Raw genomic sequence first — 17326 nt, forward strand, 5'->3', positions numbered from 1 at the left:
AATTATGGCACAACAAGAATGGATAAAAGTGTTTGCGCCGGCCACTATCGGCAATATAGGGCCGGGCTTTGACGTACTAGGAATGTCAGTAAAGTACCTAGGCGACACCATTGAGGCGCGCCGTATTCCCGAAAAAACGGTGTTAATCAGTGAGATATATGCCGACTATCCGCTCAGCACAGACCCCACCCAAAACACTGCCGGTATTGCTGCCCAAGAGGTGCTCCGCTTAATAGGCGCAGAGGGAGGGGTAGAAATGAAAATCCACAAGGGGATGCCTTCGGGCTCGGGGCTTGGCTCTAGTGCGGCCTCGGCAGCCGCCGGCGCATTTGCGGCCAATTACCTCTATGGCCAAAAGCTAAGCAAAGAAGAGTTGATACTGCCGGCTACCAAGGCTGAAGAGCAGGTTTCGGGCGATTTTTTTGCAGACAATACCGCTCCTTCGCTCTTGGGCGGCGCTACCCTGACGCGTTCTTGCCTGCCCCTAGACGTAACCAAGATAGGCGCTATCTCTAACCTGATAGTGGTATTGGTAACGCCCAAAATCACCATCCTAACAAAAGAAGCAAGGGAGATTTTGCCCAAGCTTGTTTCGATGAAGCAGTTTGTGTTCAATATGGCCAATGCTTGTCTCATAACGGCGGCCTTTGCCAAGGACGATTACAGCCTTTTTGCTCGTAGCCTCAACGATGACATCATCGAGCCGGCACGCTCCTCGCTCATTCCGGGCTTTGGGCAGGTAAAACAAAACGCACTCCAAGCCGGGGCTGACGGACTGACAATCTCCGGCTCGGGACCAACAATCTTTGCCATTACCAATGAGCGAAGCAAGGCACGCTTTATCGAAGACGCGATTGTTCGGACGTTTTTGCGCTTTGAGGTCGAGGCACAGAGTGTCATCACAGAGCTGGACAACGAGGGCACGCGCTTGGTAGAGGGCTAAGCGCTTGTCATAGCCTGCTTGCCAAAGGAATATGATACTCAACCACAATTGGTTTGGAAAATCCTTGATAATCAAGAAAATCAAATCCTGCAAATTCCCAAATCTTGTGAATCTTGGTATATTTTGGGGGCTGATGAAACATTTGGCTCCCCAAAACATTAAAGATTTATTAAAACTGACCAAAGCCCGAACAAAAGCAGCGGCGGTGGTGTATTATTGCTAGCTTTATTCTTTTTCCCAAACTTTTCATCCCTCTGATAAACCCTAGCGCAATGTTACGCAAGCTATTTTTATGCCTCCTCTGTTTGTTGGGGTACTCTGCAGGGGCTTTTGCCCAAACTACCCAATATACCATCAGCGGTCGCTTGACCGATGCCCAAACGGGAGAAGCCCTGATAGGCGCTTCGGTGATTGCACAAGAAACCCAAAAAGGGAGCGTGGCTGATATAGATGGCAATTACAGATTGCAGCTCCCTGCCGGAACATATACCCTACGCTGGGCCTACGTGGGCTATCAAGCCCAAACCCAGACCATCAGCCTACAACAAAACCAAACCCTCAATATCGCCCTACAACCCGATACCAAACAGCTGCAAGAAGTCGTGGTTTCGGCAGAATCAGCACAGGCCAAACTAGATGCCACCCAGATGAGCGCAGAGCGCATCACGATGCAGGAGATGAAAAACATTCCGGTCATTTTTGGGGAAATCGACATCATCAAAATCCTTCAGCTCAAACCCGGCATTACCAATGGAGGCGAAGGCTCCTCGGGCTTGTATGTGCGCGGTGGTGGTCCCGACCAAAACCTAGTCTTGCTCGATGATGCTCTTGTATACAATGCGGCACACTTGTTTGGCTTCTTCAGTGTGTTCAATTCTGACATTATTAAAGACGTAACACTCTACAAAGGAGATTTTCCGGCTCAGTTTGGTGGCAGGCTGTCTTCTGTGCTCGATACCCGCGTTCGGGAAGGCAACAAGGAGCGCTTCTCGGCCACGGGCGGCGTAGGGCTGATTTCGTCGCGCCTGACGGTAGAAGCTCCCATCCAAAAAGGTAAATCTTCTATCCTCATCGGTGGCCGGCGGACTTATTTTGATGTGTTTACGCGCCTCATCAACCAAGCCAACGAAGGAGTAGAGGACTTTTCGCCCATCCCCGATTATTATTTTTACGATCTCAACGCCAAGCTGAGCTTTCAGCTCGGGCAGAAAGATTTTTTGCAGGTGTCGGGCTATCTTGGTCGCGATGTTTTTGGCTTCCGCAATGACCAATTCAACTTCGATTTCAATTGGGGCAATACCACTGCCTCTGCACGATGGGACCATATCTTCAGTCCAGAACTGTCGTCGAGCCTAACGGGCTACTACAGTGAGTATCAGTATGAAATACGCAACCAGTTTGATATTTTCGCCTTCAATGTAGGCTCCAATGTCCAAGATTTGACCATCCAAAACGATTGGGGATGGACTCCTCAGGGCAGTCGGCACAGCTTCCGTGCAGGGGCGCTTTTCACACACCATCGTTTTTTGGTAGGGCGCTTGCAAGCCGGGAGCCAAGACGGTACAGTCAATTTTGGCAACGAAAGCCGCCTAGCAGCCAACGAGTTTGGTGCGTATCTCTTGGATGATATCGAGTTTAACAGCCGCTGGCGCTGGAACATAGGGCTGCGATATTCGGGCTTTGAAAACAGCGGTCAAGTATATGGTGGTTTTGAGCCACGTACGGCGCTGCGCTTTAAGGTCAATGAACGCATCTCGCTCAAGGCAGCGCTGGCGCGGATGTACCAATACATCCACTTAGTGTCGAACTCGGCGGCATCGCTCCCGACTGATATTTGGTATCCTTCGAGCGAAGTCGTACGCCCACAAATCTCTGATCAGGTAGCCTTTGGCCTGAGTATGTCGCTGGCCAATGGAGCGTTGTTTTTCTCGAATGAATACTATTACAAAAACCTCCAAAACCAAATTGACCTACGCGATGGCGCACAGTTATTTGCAAACCCCCAACTAGAGCGCGAGTTTGTCTTTGGGCGGGGCTGGAGCTATGGTACGGAGTTTTATTTGGAGAAAAAAACAGGACGAACCACGGGCTGGCTAGGCTACACTCTTTCGTGGACTTGGCGGCAGTTTGGGGAGAGCAACGGCAACCCGGCCATCAATGAAGGGCGGCCTTTCTTCCCTCGCTACGACCGCCGGCACGATATCTCGCTGGTCGTTGTTCATAAGCTCAGCGACCGCCTAAGTCTCTCCGGTACTTGGGTGTACAACACCGGCGAGGCAATCTCGCTGCCCACCGAACGCTTCATAGTACAAAATGTAGAAGGTACGCGCCCCATCGTAGCCCCCGTGTATTTGGAGCGCAATGGCTTCCGCCTGCCGGCCTATCACCGGATGGACTTGGGCTTGGTCTGGAAAATGAAACCCAAATGGGGGGAGGCTGATTGGACTTTCAGCGTCTACAACCTCTACAATCGACGCAATGCCTACTTCATTTATTTTAGGGAAGATAGGGATACAGCAGATAACCTCACCGGCTTTACCGCCCGCCAAGTAGCCCTATTCCCAATCATTCCGTCGGTTACCTACAATTTCAGGTTTTAATGTTTGGACAAACGCCAGTGCTGCCCCCATAGGGGTTTTGGTAGTGTATTGGACAACAGCGTTTACAAGTCTCTCCGAGCGCAAAGCCTCGACCTTATAAGGAAGAGGTTTTGTATTTGACTGATAATGATTATATTCGGAAAAATATTGGATTTTGTAAACTCCCAAACTACCCTACTTCTATGGCCTCTTTACCGTTCAAACTACGGCTTTTACTTTGGGCGACGGCTTTGCGCCCTGTACCTCCTATGCACAAGGTAAGCGTAGAGAAGTTTCGCAACTATAATCGCAAGAGCCTAGAGCAGCTCGACAAGCTGGTGCAATACCCGCCAATGGAGATGCACCGTGTGGAGGATGTGTCGATTCCAACGGCTGATGGAACACCAATTAAAGCCCGACTGTACACGCCTGTCAAAAGTGTTGAGCCGCTACCCTTGATGTTGTTTTTTCACGGCGGGGGCTATGTCATTGGCTCCGTTGAAAGCCACGACAAACAGTGTCGTCGTTTGGCTGCCAAGGCTGGCTGCCTTGTGCTTTCGGTAGACTATCGCCTAGCTCCTGAATATCGCTTCCCAACAGCCCCCGAGGATTGTTATGCAGCGCTTTGCTGGGCTTATGAGCATATCGCAGCCTATGGTGGCGACCCGCAGCGCCTAGCAACTTGTGGAGACAGCGCCGGGGGCAACCTTGCCACCGTAGTGGCGATGATGAGCCGCGACCGCAAAGGGCCTACTATCTGCCAACAGGTTTTGATATACCCTGTAACGGATGCTACAATGAGCTTCCCCTCTATAAAGACCAATGCCAAGGGATACTTGCTCTCTCAAGAGATGATGGAGTGGTTTCTCAACCATTATCGCGACCCCAAAACTGACCTCAAAGACCCGTACCTTTCGCCCTATTGGGCTAGCGACCACAGCCAACTGCCACCGGCCTACATCGCTACCGCCGGATATGACCCCCTACACGATGAGGGCGAAGCATATGCTCAAAAGCTGCGCGATGCAGGGGTGCCTGTACAATACCGCAGCTTTAAGAATATGGTACACGTTTTTTTCCAACTACCCAAATTGCTGAAAGAATGTCGCGAGCTCGAAGATGATATCGCTAAGGTGCTTCAGGCAGCCTTTAGCGCCAAGGTACTGTCATAACTCACTACTACTGACGATAAGGGTCAGGCAAAGTTGTAAGCCCCTCCTAATACAAAAACCCTCGGCTATTTCGTTTAAAAAACAGCCGAGGGTTATTTTTGATGGTTAGTTACCTAACAAAAGACTTGAGGCTTAGTCCCAACTCAATTCGTCGCGCTCGGTCCCTTCGTAGCTAGGGTCGCTGTCGAACTGTGAGAAGTCGAAATCAGGCATCAAATCCGTTTTTACGAACTCTACTGACTCACGCAATGCTTCGATGAATTTTTCAAAATCCTCTTTATACAAAAAGATTTTATGCTTCTCATAAGAAAAGCCTTCATCGTGATAGCGGCGCTTGCTTTCGGTGATGGTTAGGTAGTAATCATTAGAGCGGGTAGACTTGATGTCAAAGAAGTAGGTTCTTTTGCCCGCGCGTACTCTTTTAGAGTAAATTTCTGCTTTATCTCGGTTATCTTCCACTCGTCTAAAAGTTTTGTTTTGGCGGGGTAAAATTAGAAGATAATTTTTACTAACAAAAACGATTTAAAAAGAAAGTTCCACAATTTTGGCGCAAAATTCATAGATTTGAGATAAATTCTAACCCCTACTCCCTATTTTACGATGAAACAATGGAGCCTATTTTGCTACGTCTGGCTATCGCTTGCGTACTTGCAAGTGGCTGAAGTTTATGGGCAATATGAGTCTTACAAAGAGTCTGGTATTGCGTCTTATTTTGTAGATAAATTTGATGGCCGTACAACTGCCAGTGGCGAGCGTTTAGAGAATAATATCGCCTTGGTGGGATCTCATAAGCAGCTGCCTTTCAATACCTTGGTAGAAGTAACCAATACCTCTACCAAGCAGTCGGTTGTAGTACGGATTATCGACAGGGGACCTTATGCTCACGACCGCATCATAGACCTCTCTAAGGCAGCTGCCAAAAAAATTGGCCTTACCCGCACTGGTATTGCCAAGGTAGACTTGAAGGTGGTGGGGATGAATGGCAATCTTTTTGGGCAAAAAAGTCCCGAAGAAGCCAACCCTGAGCGAAAGCTCACACAGCCCGAAAAGCAAAAAAACGACGACAATCGCGATGCTCAAACTACGGGGGCATTTCGTGTAGGGCACACCTACAGCCAGTGGGGAACTCCTCGCAGTCCCAAGGGCTTTGGCATCCAAACAGGTATTTTCAGCACCCTCGACAATGCTAAAAAACATTGTGAAACACTTGAAAACAAAGGTTTCAGCGCGTTGTTTATCCAAGTAAGTCTGCTCAATAACAACCCCGTCTACCGCGTATTGGTGGGAGAGTTTGCCGATAAAACTCAGGCTCAAAGCACTGCGCAAAGGCTCCAACAAGCCGGATTTGAAACCCTTGTCAAGCCATATTAGCCGCCCTCATTACTACCCTCTTACTCTACCTCATTCCAAATCATCTTGTTTATGGCCAAACGCAATGCCCCAACCCTAAGTCTTTCCCAAATACGTGAGTTTGGCAATATTGAGTTTTTGGCCAAACAAATGGTCGAGGGCTTTATCACAGGCCTCCACCGCTCCCCCTTTCACGGGTTTTCGGTGGAGTTTGCCGAACACCGCCTCTACAACAATGGCGAAAGCACTCGCCATATTGACTGGAAGGTATTTGCCAAAACCGACAGGCTCTACACCAAACGCTACGAGGAAGAAACAAACCTACGCGCCCACCTGCTGCTCGATGTGTCTTCATCGATGTATTACCCAACGCATAACTACGGAAAGCTGACCTTCAGTGTGATGGCTGCCGCCGCCCTGATGTATATGCTCCAACAACAGCGGGATGCGGTAGGGATGACGACCTTCAGCGATGAGATATTGGAGCAGACACCAGTCAAATCGACACCATCGCATATCCACAAGTGCTTCCTCTCTTTGGAGCGCCTGCTGCATAGTCAACCGCCTACCTGCCGCTCTGCCGTAACAGACACCCTGCATCAAATAGCCCAAAAGATACAGCGGCGTTCCTTGGTCATTCTTTTTAGCGATATGCTCGACAACAGCGACCAAGCCGAGCAATTGTTCTCTGCGCTTCAGCACTTGCGCCACAACCACCACGAGGTACTGATTTTTCACGTGGCCGACCGCCAAACCGAGCAAGCCTTTGCCTTCGATGACCGCCCCTATGAGTTCATTGACCTCGAAACAGGGCAAAAAATACGCCTACAACCTGCTGATATTAGAGAACAGTATCTCCGCAAGCAAGCCGCCTTTATGCAAGATCTCAAGCTGCGGTGTGGGCAGTTTCGGATTGATTTGATAGAAGCTGACATCGCCCAGCCTTTTGAGCAAATTTTGTATGCTTACTTGGTCAAAAGAAGCAAAGTGAATTAGATTCAGGTTTATTGGATTGGGGATTCACTGAATTTGTTTGTGTAAGGGTCTTCAATTAAAACTATGGGCTAAGTCTTATTTTGGGGTAAAATGAGGCCTCAGCTTGTTTCGGAGCTGGAGCTCCGAGCTACTTTCCCAAAAATGTCCAGTGGCGTGTCAGATTTTGCCAACACCCTTAGCGGTAAGCTTGTACCGGAATCAGCTCATCTAACCGCAGCAACTCGAAGCCTCGCGCTTGTAGGCCTTCAATAATGCGAGGGAGAGCCACGGCAGTGCTATCGGTATGGAGGCGGCTATGGAGCAAGATGATTTCACCATTGCGGGCTTGGCTTACCACACGCTGCACCAAGGTATCGACGGGCAAGCCTGCCCAGTCGAAAGGGTCATAAGACCATAAAATGGTTTGGTAGCCTGCTGCGTCTATTTCGGCCTGTATGCGATTGTCGATGACCCCTGCCGGTGGGCGGAAGAGCGCAGGGCGCTTGCCGATAAGTTTGAAAAGCAGGTCTTCGGTACGCCGTAGTTGAGACTGTATCTGGGCGTTGCTCAGAGCATCGAAGCTGGGGTGGTCATAGCTGTGGTTCAGAATCAGATGCCCTTCGTGGTATGTACGCTTGACTACTGCGGCGTGTTTGCGCAACATAAACCCTACAAAAAAGAACGTAGCCTTGAGCTGATAGCGTGCTAAGATGTCCAAAACCTGAGGGGTTACGACACTCTCCGGGCCGTCGTCAAAGGTAAGTGCTACAGCCTTGCGTTGGAGATGGCCATTAATCCAGACCTTGCCCGGATGCCGAAGCGCCAAGTGCTGCGCCTCTGTGCGGCGAGCTTGCATAGAAGGCGTAGGGACTTGCTCCGGATAAGGTGCGCCCAAAATAGGGAGCAGCCCCGCTCTTGTCCACTTATCAGAAGCCGGAGCATAGCCTGAAGCAGCGCTTGTTAGGTGCTGTGGTGCTTGGCTAGAAGCATTTTCGCAGGCCGTATGTAAGCAAAATAAGGCCACACACCAACACCCAAGATAGAAGCCACGGCTCATACACGTAATGGTTTGATGCCACTAAACGAATACTCCAAGTGCTTGCGCACGATAGCTCCCATCCCCTCACATTGTAAGAAAGCAGACTCTTTATAAAAATCGGCCAGCTCTTGGCGCAGTTGTTCTGTTTTTTGTGGGGTGGAGAGGGTATCTTGCTCCATCACCACCAAGAGGTCGTTGAGGCGCTCATAGGCTCCTCGGTAGCGCCGCGCCATGAGGGTGCGCTCCTCTTGTTGGTATTGTAAAAGGGTCTTGCGGTTGATGACCTTCGAGCAGAGCGCCACAATGGGGTTATTGTCTTTGAAAAACTGGGGCAGATAGGTAATACGCCGCCCTTCGTAGGCCTGTTGGTCGAAGTCGATTGCACGGACGCGGTACTGTTGGTCTTCAAAATCAGAGGTGATGATGATGACGTAGTTGTACGAGCGCATATCGCCTAAGAGCTTGACATAACAGCGTTCGTTGAATTTGACAAACTCTTTGGCTATACGTACCCTGTTGAGTGTGGGGCTTTGGGCGTAGTCCTTGATAAATACATCGCCCGGAATGCCGGTAATGTGCTCCTCAATCAGGGTCTCTTGGTGTACAAAAAAATTGATGCGGTCGGGCGATAGAATATGCTCTAGTTCGAGGCCGTAGACCCGTGAGGCATCCGCACGTTTGACATAAAAGTGGTCGTAGTTATCGTTGTAATGGTTGACCACCCGAATCCGAAAAGGGAAGGAGTTGCCAAAGGTGCAATAGTCGATACGGTCAATGTAGAGGTGCTCCATCACGGTCAGGTCGCCATCGGTTTTGAGTAGGGCATAGATGGTAACAAGCTGTTTGTGTAGCTCTTCGATGAGGTATTGGGGATAAATCATCGTTTCCCACAGGGTATCCTTGCCTTGGGCATCAAGCACAGGGAACGAATCTTGATGGCGCAGGAGGTCGTCGTAGCGCAGGGGTAAGTCGGTTGTGCGGCCATACTGATGAAGGTATTGGCGCAGCTCCGGGCTGATGGCGAAGTATGGTTTTTTCTTAGAAATCATCGCGTTTAGCAATATCAACTTTTTGATAATCAAACATTTTGCCGTTTGCAACAACCCCCTCAAAACACCAGCTCGAAGCCTATGCAACACGACATACCGCCGTTACTAGGAGTGGATTTTGAGCTTGGCAAAGCTGAGCAGGAGTGTTTTCTCGCCGTGATGCTCAAAGTCGATGCGGGCTTTGCGATCCGAGCCTTGGGCATCTAGAGCCTGGACGGTTCCATAGCCAAACTTTTTGTGCTCCACACGCATCCCTACTTGTAAGGCGGTAGGATCGGAGGCAGCAAAATTTTCGGAAGGAGTGTGTGGCTTAGCCAACTGTGAGGGCTTGAGCGCAGAGGGCTTCTGCTGAAGCTGTCGTACGAAAGACTGGTTGGTGCTAAAGCTACTGGAGGCGCGCCCGTGATCGGTGTAGAGGTGCTTGGCATCTATTTCGTCGAGAAAGCGGCTTGGCTCGCAGTTTTGGAGCTGGCCATACTGATAGCGTGTATTGGCGTAGGATAGTGTGAGGCGCTTTTGGGCGCGGGTCATGGCCACATAAAAGAGGCGGCGCTCTTCTTCTAGTTCGGCGCGGCTGTTGATCATCATCGAGGAAGGGAATAAATTTTCTTCCATCCCGGTGATGTATACATTCCGAAACTCCAGCCCTTTGGAGGCGTGGATAGTCATCAAGGTGATACAGTCCTCATCTTGGTTTTTGGGGTCTTCGGCGCTCGTGAGTAGGGAGACCTGCTGCAAAAAGGCGGCAAGACCTTTGTCTTCGTTCTCAGGGTTGTCTACAAACTCTTTGATGGCATTGAGCAATTCTTGGGTATTTTCATACCGAGCCATCCCTTCTACGGTTTTGTCTTCGTAAAGCTCTTCGAGCAATCCCGACATCCGGGCTATCTCGGCGGCGGCGTGGTAGGCATCTTTTTTCTGCACACTGAGCTGAAAGCCTTTAATCATGACGGCAAACTCACTGATAGACTTGCTGGCGCGAGCAGGCAAGAAGTGTTCGGCCTTGAGGACGGTCTCCCAAAGGGGCAGGTCGTGGTCTTGGGCGGCTACTAGGAGCTTGAGGATAGAGCTGCTGCCAATGCCGCGCTTGGGGTAATTGACAATACGCTTGAAGGCCTCTTCATCGTTGGGGTTGACTACATAGCGTAGGTAGGCCACCAAGTCCTTGATCTCTTTGCGTTGATAAAACGACAGCCCACCGATGAGGCGGTATTTCATCTCTTTGCGGCGCAGCGCTTCTTCAAGCGCCCTCGACTGGGCGTTGGTGCGGTAGAGAATGGCAAAATCAGTATTGCGCAGGGCGTGGTGGTTTTTTTCTTCAAAAATAGATTCTGCGATGCGGGTAGCCTCTTCGGTGTCGGAGTAGGCCTTGAGCACACGGATGCGCTCCCCCTCTTCGTTGTCAGTCCATACGCGTTTTTGGATTTGCTTTTGATTGTGGGCAATGAGCGAATTGGCGGCCTCCACGATATGCCCGGTAGAGCGGTAGTTTTGCTCTAGGCGGATGGTGATGAGCTCGGGGTAGTCTTTTTCAAAATCAAGGATATTGCGGATGTCAGCCCCACGGAAGGCATAGATGCTCTGTGCGTCGTCGCCCACTACACAGATATTTTGGTGTACGGCAGCCAGACGTTTGACAATCATGTACTGTGAGTGGTTGGTATCCTGAAACTCATCGATGAGTACATGCTGAAACTTATGTTGGTATTTGTGGAGCACGTCGAGGTGCTGGCGCAACAGGATATTGGTATGGTAGAGCAGATCGTCAAAGTCCATCGCATTGGCTTTGAAGCACCGCTGCTGGTACTGGGCGTAGATATTGGCAATGTAGGGGCGGCGGTAAGCCTCGTCGTCGGCGCGGAAAATGGGGTGGTCGGCGTAGTATTGGGCAGAAATCAGGCTGTTTTTGGCTGTCGAAATGCGCGACAAGACGGTATTGGGGCGGTAGATTTTGTCGTCGAGGTTCATTTCCTTGACGATGGTTTTGATGAGCGACTTGCTGTCGTCAGTATCGTAGATGGTGAAGTTGGAATCAAAGCCGAGCTTTTGCGCCTCTACCCTGAGGATACGGGCAAATACGGCGTGGAAAGTCCCCATCCATAGACTGCGGGCATCAGTACCGGCTATTTTTTCGATACGCTGGCGCATCTCTCCGGCGGCCTTGTTGGTAAAGGTCAGCGCCATGATGTTAAAAGGCTCTATGCCCTGCTTCATGAGGTGGGCGATGCGGTGGGTGAGGACACGGGTCTTGCCGGAGCCTGCGCCGGCCACAATCATTAGAGGACCATTGGTATGAAGCACGGCCTGGCGCTGCGGTTCGTTCAGGCCTTCGAGATAATCAATCATATTTGTTTGCCAACTGGAAAGAGAGGGTTCTACACAACATACAAACCTACAAAATCTCAGGCAGAATCAGAAACGTCGGGTGAGGGCTTCGGTACCAAAACACACATTGGTAGTTACAACCATTCACCTTTGCCTCCATCTTGACGGTTTTTATAAAAACCATCAGCGATATGAAAATCATCAGCACATATCCTTGATATACAATAACTTAGTATCTCCGAATTTCTACCCAAGAAGAGATTTGAGCCACAGATAGGCCGGAGATAAAATAAAGTTTGGGCCAAAGTCAATACATTCCCCAAAAAGCTATACCTTTGTGTGGCAAATAGTATACCCTAAAATTATTTGCCCCATGCTAGACGCGTCCAAAGTTCTCTTTGAAGCCCTCACATACGACGACGTACTGTTGATTCCGGCTTATTCGGAAACCCTTCCGAAAGATACCCAAACCATCACCCAGCTTAGCCGCAACATCACCCTCAATATTCCTCTGGTTTCTGCTGCTATGGACACCGTAACGGAGTACCAAATGGCGATAGCTATGGCTCAGGAAGGCGGCATCGGGTTTATCCACAAGAATATGAGTGTGGAGCAGCAAGCCGAACAGGTACGCAAGGTAAAGCGCTCGCAAAGTGGGATGATTTTAGACCCCATTACCCTCCACCCCGAAGCCCCACTAGAAGAGGCACACCGCATTATGCGCGAGTTCAAAATTGGGGGCATTCCTATTGTTGACAATCAGGGCGTGTTGGTAGGCATCATCACCAACCGTGACTTGCGCTTCGAAAAGCGTCTAGGCCGCCCTGTGCAAGAAGTGATGACCAAAGAGCATATCATTACCGCTCAAGAAGGTTTTGACCTACAAGAGGCAGAAGAAATCTTGCAACAACACAAAATCGAAAAACTGCCCATTGTCAATAAACAACACAAGCTCGTAGGCCTGATTACTTACAAAGATATCCTCAAGCGCCGCGATATGCCCAATGCCTGCAAGGACGAATACGGGCGTTTGCGTGTAGGAGCTGCTGTAGGCATCACTGCCGACGTAATCGAACGGGTGCAGGCGCTGCGCAAATCAGGGGTAGATGTAATCAGTATTGATACAGCACACGGACATTCCAAAGGAGTAATCCAGACCCTACGTACGCTCAAAGAAATGCACCCCGACCTAGAGATTGTTGTAGGCAATGTCGCTACTGCCGAAGGAGCCAAGGCTTTGGCCGATGCTGGTGCTGATGGCGTAAAAGTAGGCATAGGACCGGGTAGTATCTGTACTACCCGCGTGATTGCAGGCGTAGGGTTACCACAGTTTTCGGCGGTGTATACTGCCGCGCAAGCCCTCAAAGGCACGGGCATTCCTATCATTGCCGATGGCGGTATCCGCTTTTCGGGCGATATAGCCAAGGCCATTGCCGCCGGAGCCAGCAGTGTGATGGCCGGCTCGCTCTTTGCCGGAACAGAAGAAGCGCCAGGCGAAATGATGATTTATGAAGGGCGTAAGTTTAAGAGCTATCGCGGGATGGGCTCGCTCGAAGCGATGGAAGATGGCTCCAAAGACCGCTACTTCCAGTCAGAAGAAGTAGATGTGAAGAAGCTCGTTCCTGAGGGTATTGTCGGGCGAGTACCTTACAAAGGCTTGGTATCGGAAGTACTTTACCAACTCGTAGGCGGGCTGAAAGCCGGAATGGGTTATTGTGGTGCCGCCGACATTGCCGGCCTACAAGAGGCTAAGTTTGTGAAGATTACAGCCGCCGGCGTACGCGAAAGCCACCCCCACGATGTCTTCATTACAAAAGAAGCTCCGAATTATAGCCGATAAACTTTGGTCGCTGGCTCCTATCTTGCTAACTTCGCCCTATGCGTTACCCTAAAAATGCCCTTGGTATTTTTCTATATGCCAATGTTGCCAGTTGGCTCTTATTGATAGGTTCCAATGTCATCGCGCTGATTGGCTTTGGTGGCAAGCCCTTCCTAAATATTAATTTTTATTTGGAAGGGCTGCTGCTCAATTTGCTCTTTCTGGTGCTGTTCTTCTATTTTAGCGTGCAGATAGAGCGCCAAAAGCCGCTTGATTTTATCGAACAACTGACACAGCTATTCATCACAGGTTTGCTCACCAATACAGGTGCGCTGGTGGTGCAGTTTGTCTCCACAACCCTGCAAGTTCCCCCAATAACACCCTCTAAAATCCAGCTGATCAATTGGCTGTATTATCTCAATATTGTTTTTGTTTCTATCTTTCTTACTCAAACCTTTTTTTATTGGAAACGGATGATTTTGCACCAGAAATCATCCCAAATAGCGCGTACTTGGTATACTTTTGAGTATATCTTGCTGGCCAGCCTGATATTCAATTTTTTCGACCTTGGCTTTAGCAATACCGTTTTTGCGCTCTCCTTTATTGCGTTGACCTTGCTGGGTTTGCGCCTCTCTGTTAATCTTAAATGGGTAGCCTATCTCAATGCCAAAGAAAAATGGCAAGGTATCTTGCTACTCCTTTTTATTGCGGCATTTACTTTTTATTTTTTCAGGACGGTCATCACACACTCCGAAAACGAGCACCTCATCGTAGACCTGACCCACAGCTTGTATATCCTCTCTTTGGGGTCTTTTGTGCTGTTTTATACAATTTTTTCACTCTTGGTGATTATCTTCAACCTGCCTACTACTTCGGTTTTTGAGCGAAAGTTGGAGGAGATTGTTAGTTTCCAAAAGCTAGCTCACTCCTTGCGCATCGAAGAACAAGAAGAGCAGGTATACCAAACCTTGCTCGATGCAGTGGTCAGTACTATCGAGATTGATGCAGCTTGGCTCGATATACACGACGACCACGGCAACCTCAAAGATACAGTCTATCGGCATATTACTGCCGATACCGTTCATCAAATCAAACAACAACTCTTGGCCCATCGACTCAAACAGGCGCTACACCAAGCTTTTGAGCGCCGGCATACACTCGACGAAGCGCCCGACCTGTCTGGGCATAATTATCACTCACTTTTGGTTATCCCGATGGTCTCGCACCAAAGCTCTATGGGCAGTCTATTTCTGCTCCATCGTTTCAAAGATGCTTTCGACAAGGAAAAGCTGACCCGCACATTTGTGATGCAGGCAGGGGTCTCGATTGAGAATTTCCGCCTACTACATAAAACTATTCGACAAGAACGTTACCAAGAAGAAATCAAAATTGCCCGTACAGTACAACAACGTCTATTGCCCAAATCGCTTTTTATAGCACCCAATATCGAAGTCGATGCATTCTCAGACTCGGCCTATGAGGTCGGGGGAGACTATTATGATTTTTACCGTATTGATGAGCACCGCACCTTGCTCATTATCGGAGATATTTCGGGCAAGGGAACTTCGGCGGCCTTCAATATGGCGCAGCTCAAGGGTATTTTCCACGGGGTCTCTTCGCTAGGTCTTAGTCCTCAAGAGTTGCTGCCTTCGCTTAACCAAGCCGTCAGCGCTTGTTTTGACCGCAAAGCGTTTGCTACCGCTACGCTTGCCCTCATTGATAACGAGGCCCATACCGTACAGCTGACCCGCGCAGGGCATTGTCCTACGCTTTATTATTGTGCGCATACCCAAACGCTGCGCTACCTGATGGGCGAAGGGTTAGGCCTAGGGATTTTGCGCAATGGCAGCTATGCCGCACACGTAGACCCCCAAATATTTTCGTATCAATCCGGCGATATGCTCTTCTTTTATACGGATGGAGTGGTAGAGGCCAAAAACCAAACGGGCGAAGAATATGGTTATGACCGACTCAAAACCTTGATTTCGAGCTATGTTACACATTCTGTGCAAGATATCAACCAACAAATTTTGCAAGATTTGGCTCGCTTCACACAGGATACCCCTATCCACGATGACCATACCGTATTGGCAATTCGATTTTTATAAATCTATCCATAGTCTCGTAGGCTGTCGTTTGTTGGAACAGGCTACGAGAATGTCATCGCCTTACAAAAACTAGCCAAGGGCTCCACTTAGGCAAATCTAAATCGCAAGTATTTGATACTGAACCCTTGCGCAGAAAAAAGGTGCTCGTAGTAGGTTTTAATCCCGTGATGGTCTTGGGCCATACTAGAGCTATAAAGGTCAGATGTATGTACAAAATCTTTGATAGGATGTTCGGCCAGCGTTTCGAGGGTATATTCAAAAAGGCTGTCGCTATCTGTCTTAAGATGTAGCCAACCCTCAGGCTTGAGTAGTTGGCGGTACATAGCCAAAAACCGTGGGTGTGTGAGGCGGCGGCGCTCATCGCTATTTCGGGGGCGAGGGTCAGGAAAAGTAATCCAGAGCTCATCGATTTCTTGTGGAGCAAAAAAATCAGTCAAGTTTTGGATATAAGCCCTCAAAAAAGCTACGTTATCTAAACCTTGGGCATAAGCCGCTTGGCTGCCAGTCCAGAGACGTGCGCCCTTGATATCGACCCCGACAAAGTTTTTTTCGGGAAATACACCCGCCAAGCCAACACTATACTCCCCTCGGCCACAGGCCAGCTCTACGACTAGCGGCTTGTCGTTGCCAAAAAAAGCACGCCAGTTGCCCTTGATAGTTTCATAAATTGGTTTGCCAGCCTGCACGATATTGCCGGCCTTGTCATTGTCTTCGAATTTCTTGAGTTTTTGTCTGCCCATAATTTTAGCTTACTGAAAATCGCCCTACAACTGCTGTAAAGGGCTGCAAAAATACAGATCTTTTGGTAAAAAGAACTTCCTGTACAGGGCTTCTACATCAAAAGTGTCGGGTGTTGATAATCGTGGAGTTTTAGCAAGGTTTACCCTAGTATTCGAGGGCGCAGGCTATATCTAGCAAAAAAATAAATACTTTTGCGCCCAACTGGTCAAGAAGTTTTATCTTTGTTGATACCTATGGAAACAACAGACTTACAACAACATTATCACCAAAAAATCCGCCAAACCTTTACCGAAGTGGGCAAGGTCGTCGTGGGGCAGTCTTATATGATTAACAGGCTGCTGGTGGGCTTATTTACCAATGGGCACGTCTTGCTCGAAGGAGTTCCGGGCTTGGCCAAAACCTTGACCATCAACACCCTCTCCAAAGTACTAGACCTGCGTTTCCAACGCATCCAGTTTACGCCTGATTTGTTGCCAGCTGACTTGGTCGGCACGATGATTTATAACCAAAAAACGGGCACCTTCGACGTAAAGAAAGGCCCTATCTTTGCCAACCTTATCCTGGCCGATGAGGTGAACCGCTCCCCGGCCAAGGTTCAATCGGCCTTGCTAGAAGCGATGCAAGAAAAGCAGGTAACCATCGGCGAGACAACCTACAAGCTCGACAAGCCCTTCTTGGTATTGGCTACCCAAAACCCTGTAGATCAGGAGGGAACATACCCCTTGCCCGAAGCACAGATAGACCGCTTTATGATGAAGGTTTATGTTGACTACCTCGACAAGGATATGGAGCTAGAGGTAATGCGACGAATGGCCAATATGAGTTTTAAGGGCAATGTCAATGCCGTACTCTCACAGGAGGATATTTTTGCCATCCAACAAGAAATCAACAAGGTGAGTATTTCGCCTTCGCTCGAAAAATACATCGTAGAGCTAGTATTTGCTACCCGCAAACCGCTAGAATATGGCCTCAAAGAAGAGAGCTATTATGTACAGTATGGTGTCTCGCCACGCGCTAGTATCAACCTTAACCTAGCGGCCAAGGCCAGCGCCTATCTTGATGAGCGCGACTATGTGTTGCCCGAAGATATCAAAGAAATGACGCACGATATTTTCAATCACCGGATTCTGCTCAATTATGAGGCCGAAGCCGATGGCGTAACTACCTCCCAAATTGTCAATAATATCCTCAAACAAGTTCCCATCAACAAAGACGAATAAAAACGT

At 49.2% G+C, this 17326-nt stretch carries 13 protein-coding genes; 8 read left to right on the top strand and 5 right to left on the bottom strand.

Annotated elements, in window-relative coordinates:
* The first annotated feature begins 4 nt into the window (after positions 1–4).
* The 3 genes from G499_RS0101475 (at position 5) to G499_RS0101490 (ending at position 4694) form a co-directional block, all read left to right on the top strand.
* On the top strand, positions 5–943 hold the full coding sequence (locus G499_RS0101475) for a homoserine kinase (protein WP_026998469.1): 939 nt from the start codon (positions 5–7) through the stop codon (positions 941–943).
* Between the two features lie 272 nt (positions 944–1215).
* Positions 1216–3543 (top strand): TonB-dependent receptor, encoded by a 2328-nt coding sequence (locus tag G499_RS0101485; protein ID WP_026998471.1) that lies wholly within the window; start codon positions 1216–1218, stop codon positions 3541–3543.
* Positions 3544–3725: 182 nt separating this feature from the next.
* The gene (locus G499_RS0101490) at positions 3726–4694 is read left to right on the top strand and encodes an alpha/beta hydrolase (protein WP_026998472.1); all 969 of its coding nucleotides are present in this window, start codon (positions 3726–3728) and stop codon (positions 4692–4694) included.
* Positions 4695–4826: 132 nt separating this feature from the next.
* On the opposite strand, the gene G499_RS0101495 is transcribed toward G499_RS0101490, so the two are convergent.
* Complete coding sequence (locus G499_RS0101495) at positions 4827–5153, bottom strand: DUF3276 family protein (protein ID WP_026998473.1); 327 nt, start codon at positions 5151–5153, stop codon at positions 4827–4829.
* 141 nt (positions 5154–5294) lie between these two features.
* On the opposite strand from G499_RS0101495, the gene G499_RS20805 reads away from it, so the two are divergent.
* Both G499_RS20805 and G499_RS0101505 read left to right on the top strand, forming a co-directional pair.
* Positions 5295–6065: a septal ring lytic transglycosylase RlpA family protein gene (locus G499_RS20805; protein ID WP_051295820.1), complete on the top strand. Its 771-nt coding sequence runs from the start codon at positions 5295–5297 to the stop codon at positions 6063–6065.
* Between the two features lie 51 nt (positions 6066–6116).
* Positions 6117–7040, top strand: coding sequence for a DUF58 domain-containing protein (locus tag G499_RS0101505; protein WP_026998474.1), 924 nt, complete (start codon positions 6117–6119; stop codon positions 7038–7040).
* Between the two features lie 175 nt (positions 7041–7215).
* On the opposite strand, the gene G499_RS0101510 is transcribed toward G499_RS0101505, so the two are convergent.
* From G499_RS0101510 to G499_RS0101520, 3 genes are all read right to left on the bottom strand, one after another.
* Positions 7216–8076, bottom strand: coding sequence for a polysaccharide deacetylase family protein (locus G499_RS0101510; RefSeq protein WP_051295821.1), 861 nt, complete (start codon positions 8074–8076; stop codon positions 7216–7218).
* Positions 8073–9107, bottom strand: coding sequence for a hypothetical protein (locus G499_RS0101515; RefSeq protein ID WP_035726248.1), 1035 nt, complete (start codon positions 9105–9107; stop codon positions 8073–8075). Before G499_RS0101515 ends, G499_RS0101510 begins: the two co-directional genes overlap by 4 nt.
* Positions 9108–9212: 105 nt before the next feature.
* Positions 9213–11453 carry an ATP-dependent helicase gene (locus G499_RS0101520; RefSeq protein ID WP_081413592.1) on the bottom strand — a complete coding sequence of 747 codons (2241 nt, stop codon included), beginning with the start codon at positions 11451–11453 and terminating at the stop codon, positions 9213–9215.
* 352 nt (positions 11454–11805) lie between these two features.
* Here G499_RS0101520 and guaB point away from each other — a divergent pair, with 352 nt between their 5' ends.
* Positions 11806–13272, top strand: a complete 1467-nt coding sequence (gene guaB / locus G499_RS0101525; protein ID WP_035726380.1) for an IMP dehydrogenase — start codon at positions 11806–11808, stop codon at positions 13270–13272.
* Between the two features lie 38 nt (positions 13273–13310).
* A complete protein-coding gene (locus G499_RS0101530; protein ID WP_026998479.1) occupies positions 13311–15359 on the top strand; it encodes a PP2C family protein-serine/threonine phosphatase in 2049 nt (682 codons plus the stop codon).
* A gap of 86 nt (positions 15360–15445) precedes the next feature.
* Here the strand turns inward: G499_RS0101530 and trmB are convergent, their stop codons facing one another.
* Positions 15446–16099, bottom strand: coding sequence for a tRNA (guanosine(46)-N7)-methyltransferase TrmB (trmB, locus tag G499_RS0101535; protein ID WP_026998480.1), 654 nt, complete (start codon positions 16097–16099; stop codon positions 15446–15448).
* A 234-nt stretch (positions 16100–16333) separates the two neighbouring features.
* Here trmB and G499_RS0101540 point away from each other — a divergent pair, with 234 nt between their 5' ends.
* Positions 16334–17320, top strand: a complete 987-nt coding sequence (locus tag G499_RS0101540) for an AAA family ATPase (protein WP_026998481.1) — start codon at positions 16334–16336, stop codon at positions 17318–17320.
* Positions 17321–17326 lie beyond the last annotated feature (6 nt).

This window comes from Eisenibacter elegans DSM 3317, assembly GCF_000430505.1.
Lineage (GTDB): Bacteria > Bacteroidota > Bacteroidia > Cytophagales > Microscillaceae > Eisenibacter > Eisenibacter elegans.

What these genes read in the sequence shown, in the direction of transcription:
- G499_RS0101530 (WP_026998479.1), top strand. Translation starts at nt 13,311, where the DNA reads ATGCGTTACCCTAAAAATGCCCTTGGTATTTTTCTATATGCCAATGTT.
- trmB (WP_026998480.1), bottom strand. Translation starts at nt 16,099, where the DNA reads ATGGGCAGACAAAAACTCAAGAAATTCGAAGACAATGACAAGGCCGGC.
- G499_RS20805 (WP_051295820.1), top strand. Translation starts at nt 5,295, where the DNA reads ATGAAACAATGGAGCCTATTTTGCTACGTCTGGCTATCGCTTGCGTAC.
- G499_RS0101505 (WP_026998474.1), top strand. Translation starts at nt 6,117, where the DNA reads ATGGCCAAACGCAATGCCCCAACCCTAAGTCTTTCCCAAATACGTGAG.
- G499_RS0101510 (WP_051295821.1), bottom strand. Translation starts at nt 8,076, where the DNA reads ATGAGCCGTGGCTTCTATCTTGGGTGTTGGTGTGTGGCCTTATTTTGC.
- G499_RS0101520 (WP_081413592.1), bottom strand. Translation starts at nt 11,453, where the DNA reads ATGATTGATTATCTCGAAGGCCTGAACGAACCGCAGCGCCAGGCCGTG.
- G499_RS0101475 (WP_026998469.1), top strand. Translation starts at nt 5, where the DNA reads ATGGCACAACAAGAATGGATAAAAGTGTTTGCGCCGGCCACTATCGGC.
- G499_RS0101490 (WP_026998472.1), top strand. Translation starts at nt 3,726, where the DNA reads ATGGCCTCTTTACCGTTCAAACTACGGCTTTTACTTTGGGCGACGGCT.
- G499_RS0101485 (WP_026998471.1), top strand. Translation starts at nt 1,216, where the DNA reads ATGTTACGCAAGCTATTTTTATGCCTCCTCTGTTTGTTGGGGTACTCT.
- G499_RS0101515 (WP_035726248.1), bottom strand. Translation starts at nt 9,107, where the DNA reads ATGATTTCTAAGAAAAAACCATACTTCGCCATCAGCCCGGAGCTGCGC.
- G499_RS0101540 (WP_026998481.1), top strand. Translation starts at nt 16,334, where the DNA reads ATGGAAACAACAGACTTACAACAACATTATCACCAAAAAATCCGCCAA.
- guaB (WP_035726380.1), top strand. Translation starts at nt 11,806, where the DNA reads ATGCTAGACGCGTCCAAAGTTCTCTTTGAAGCCCTCACATACGACGAC.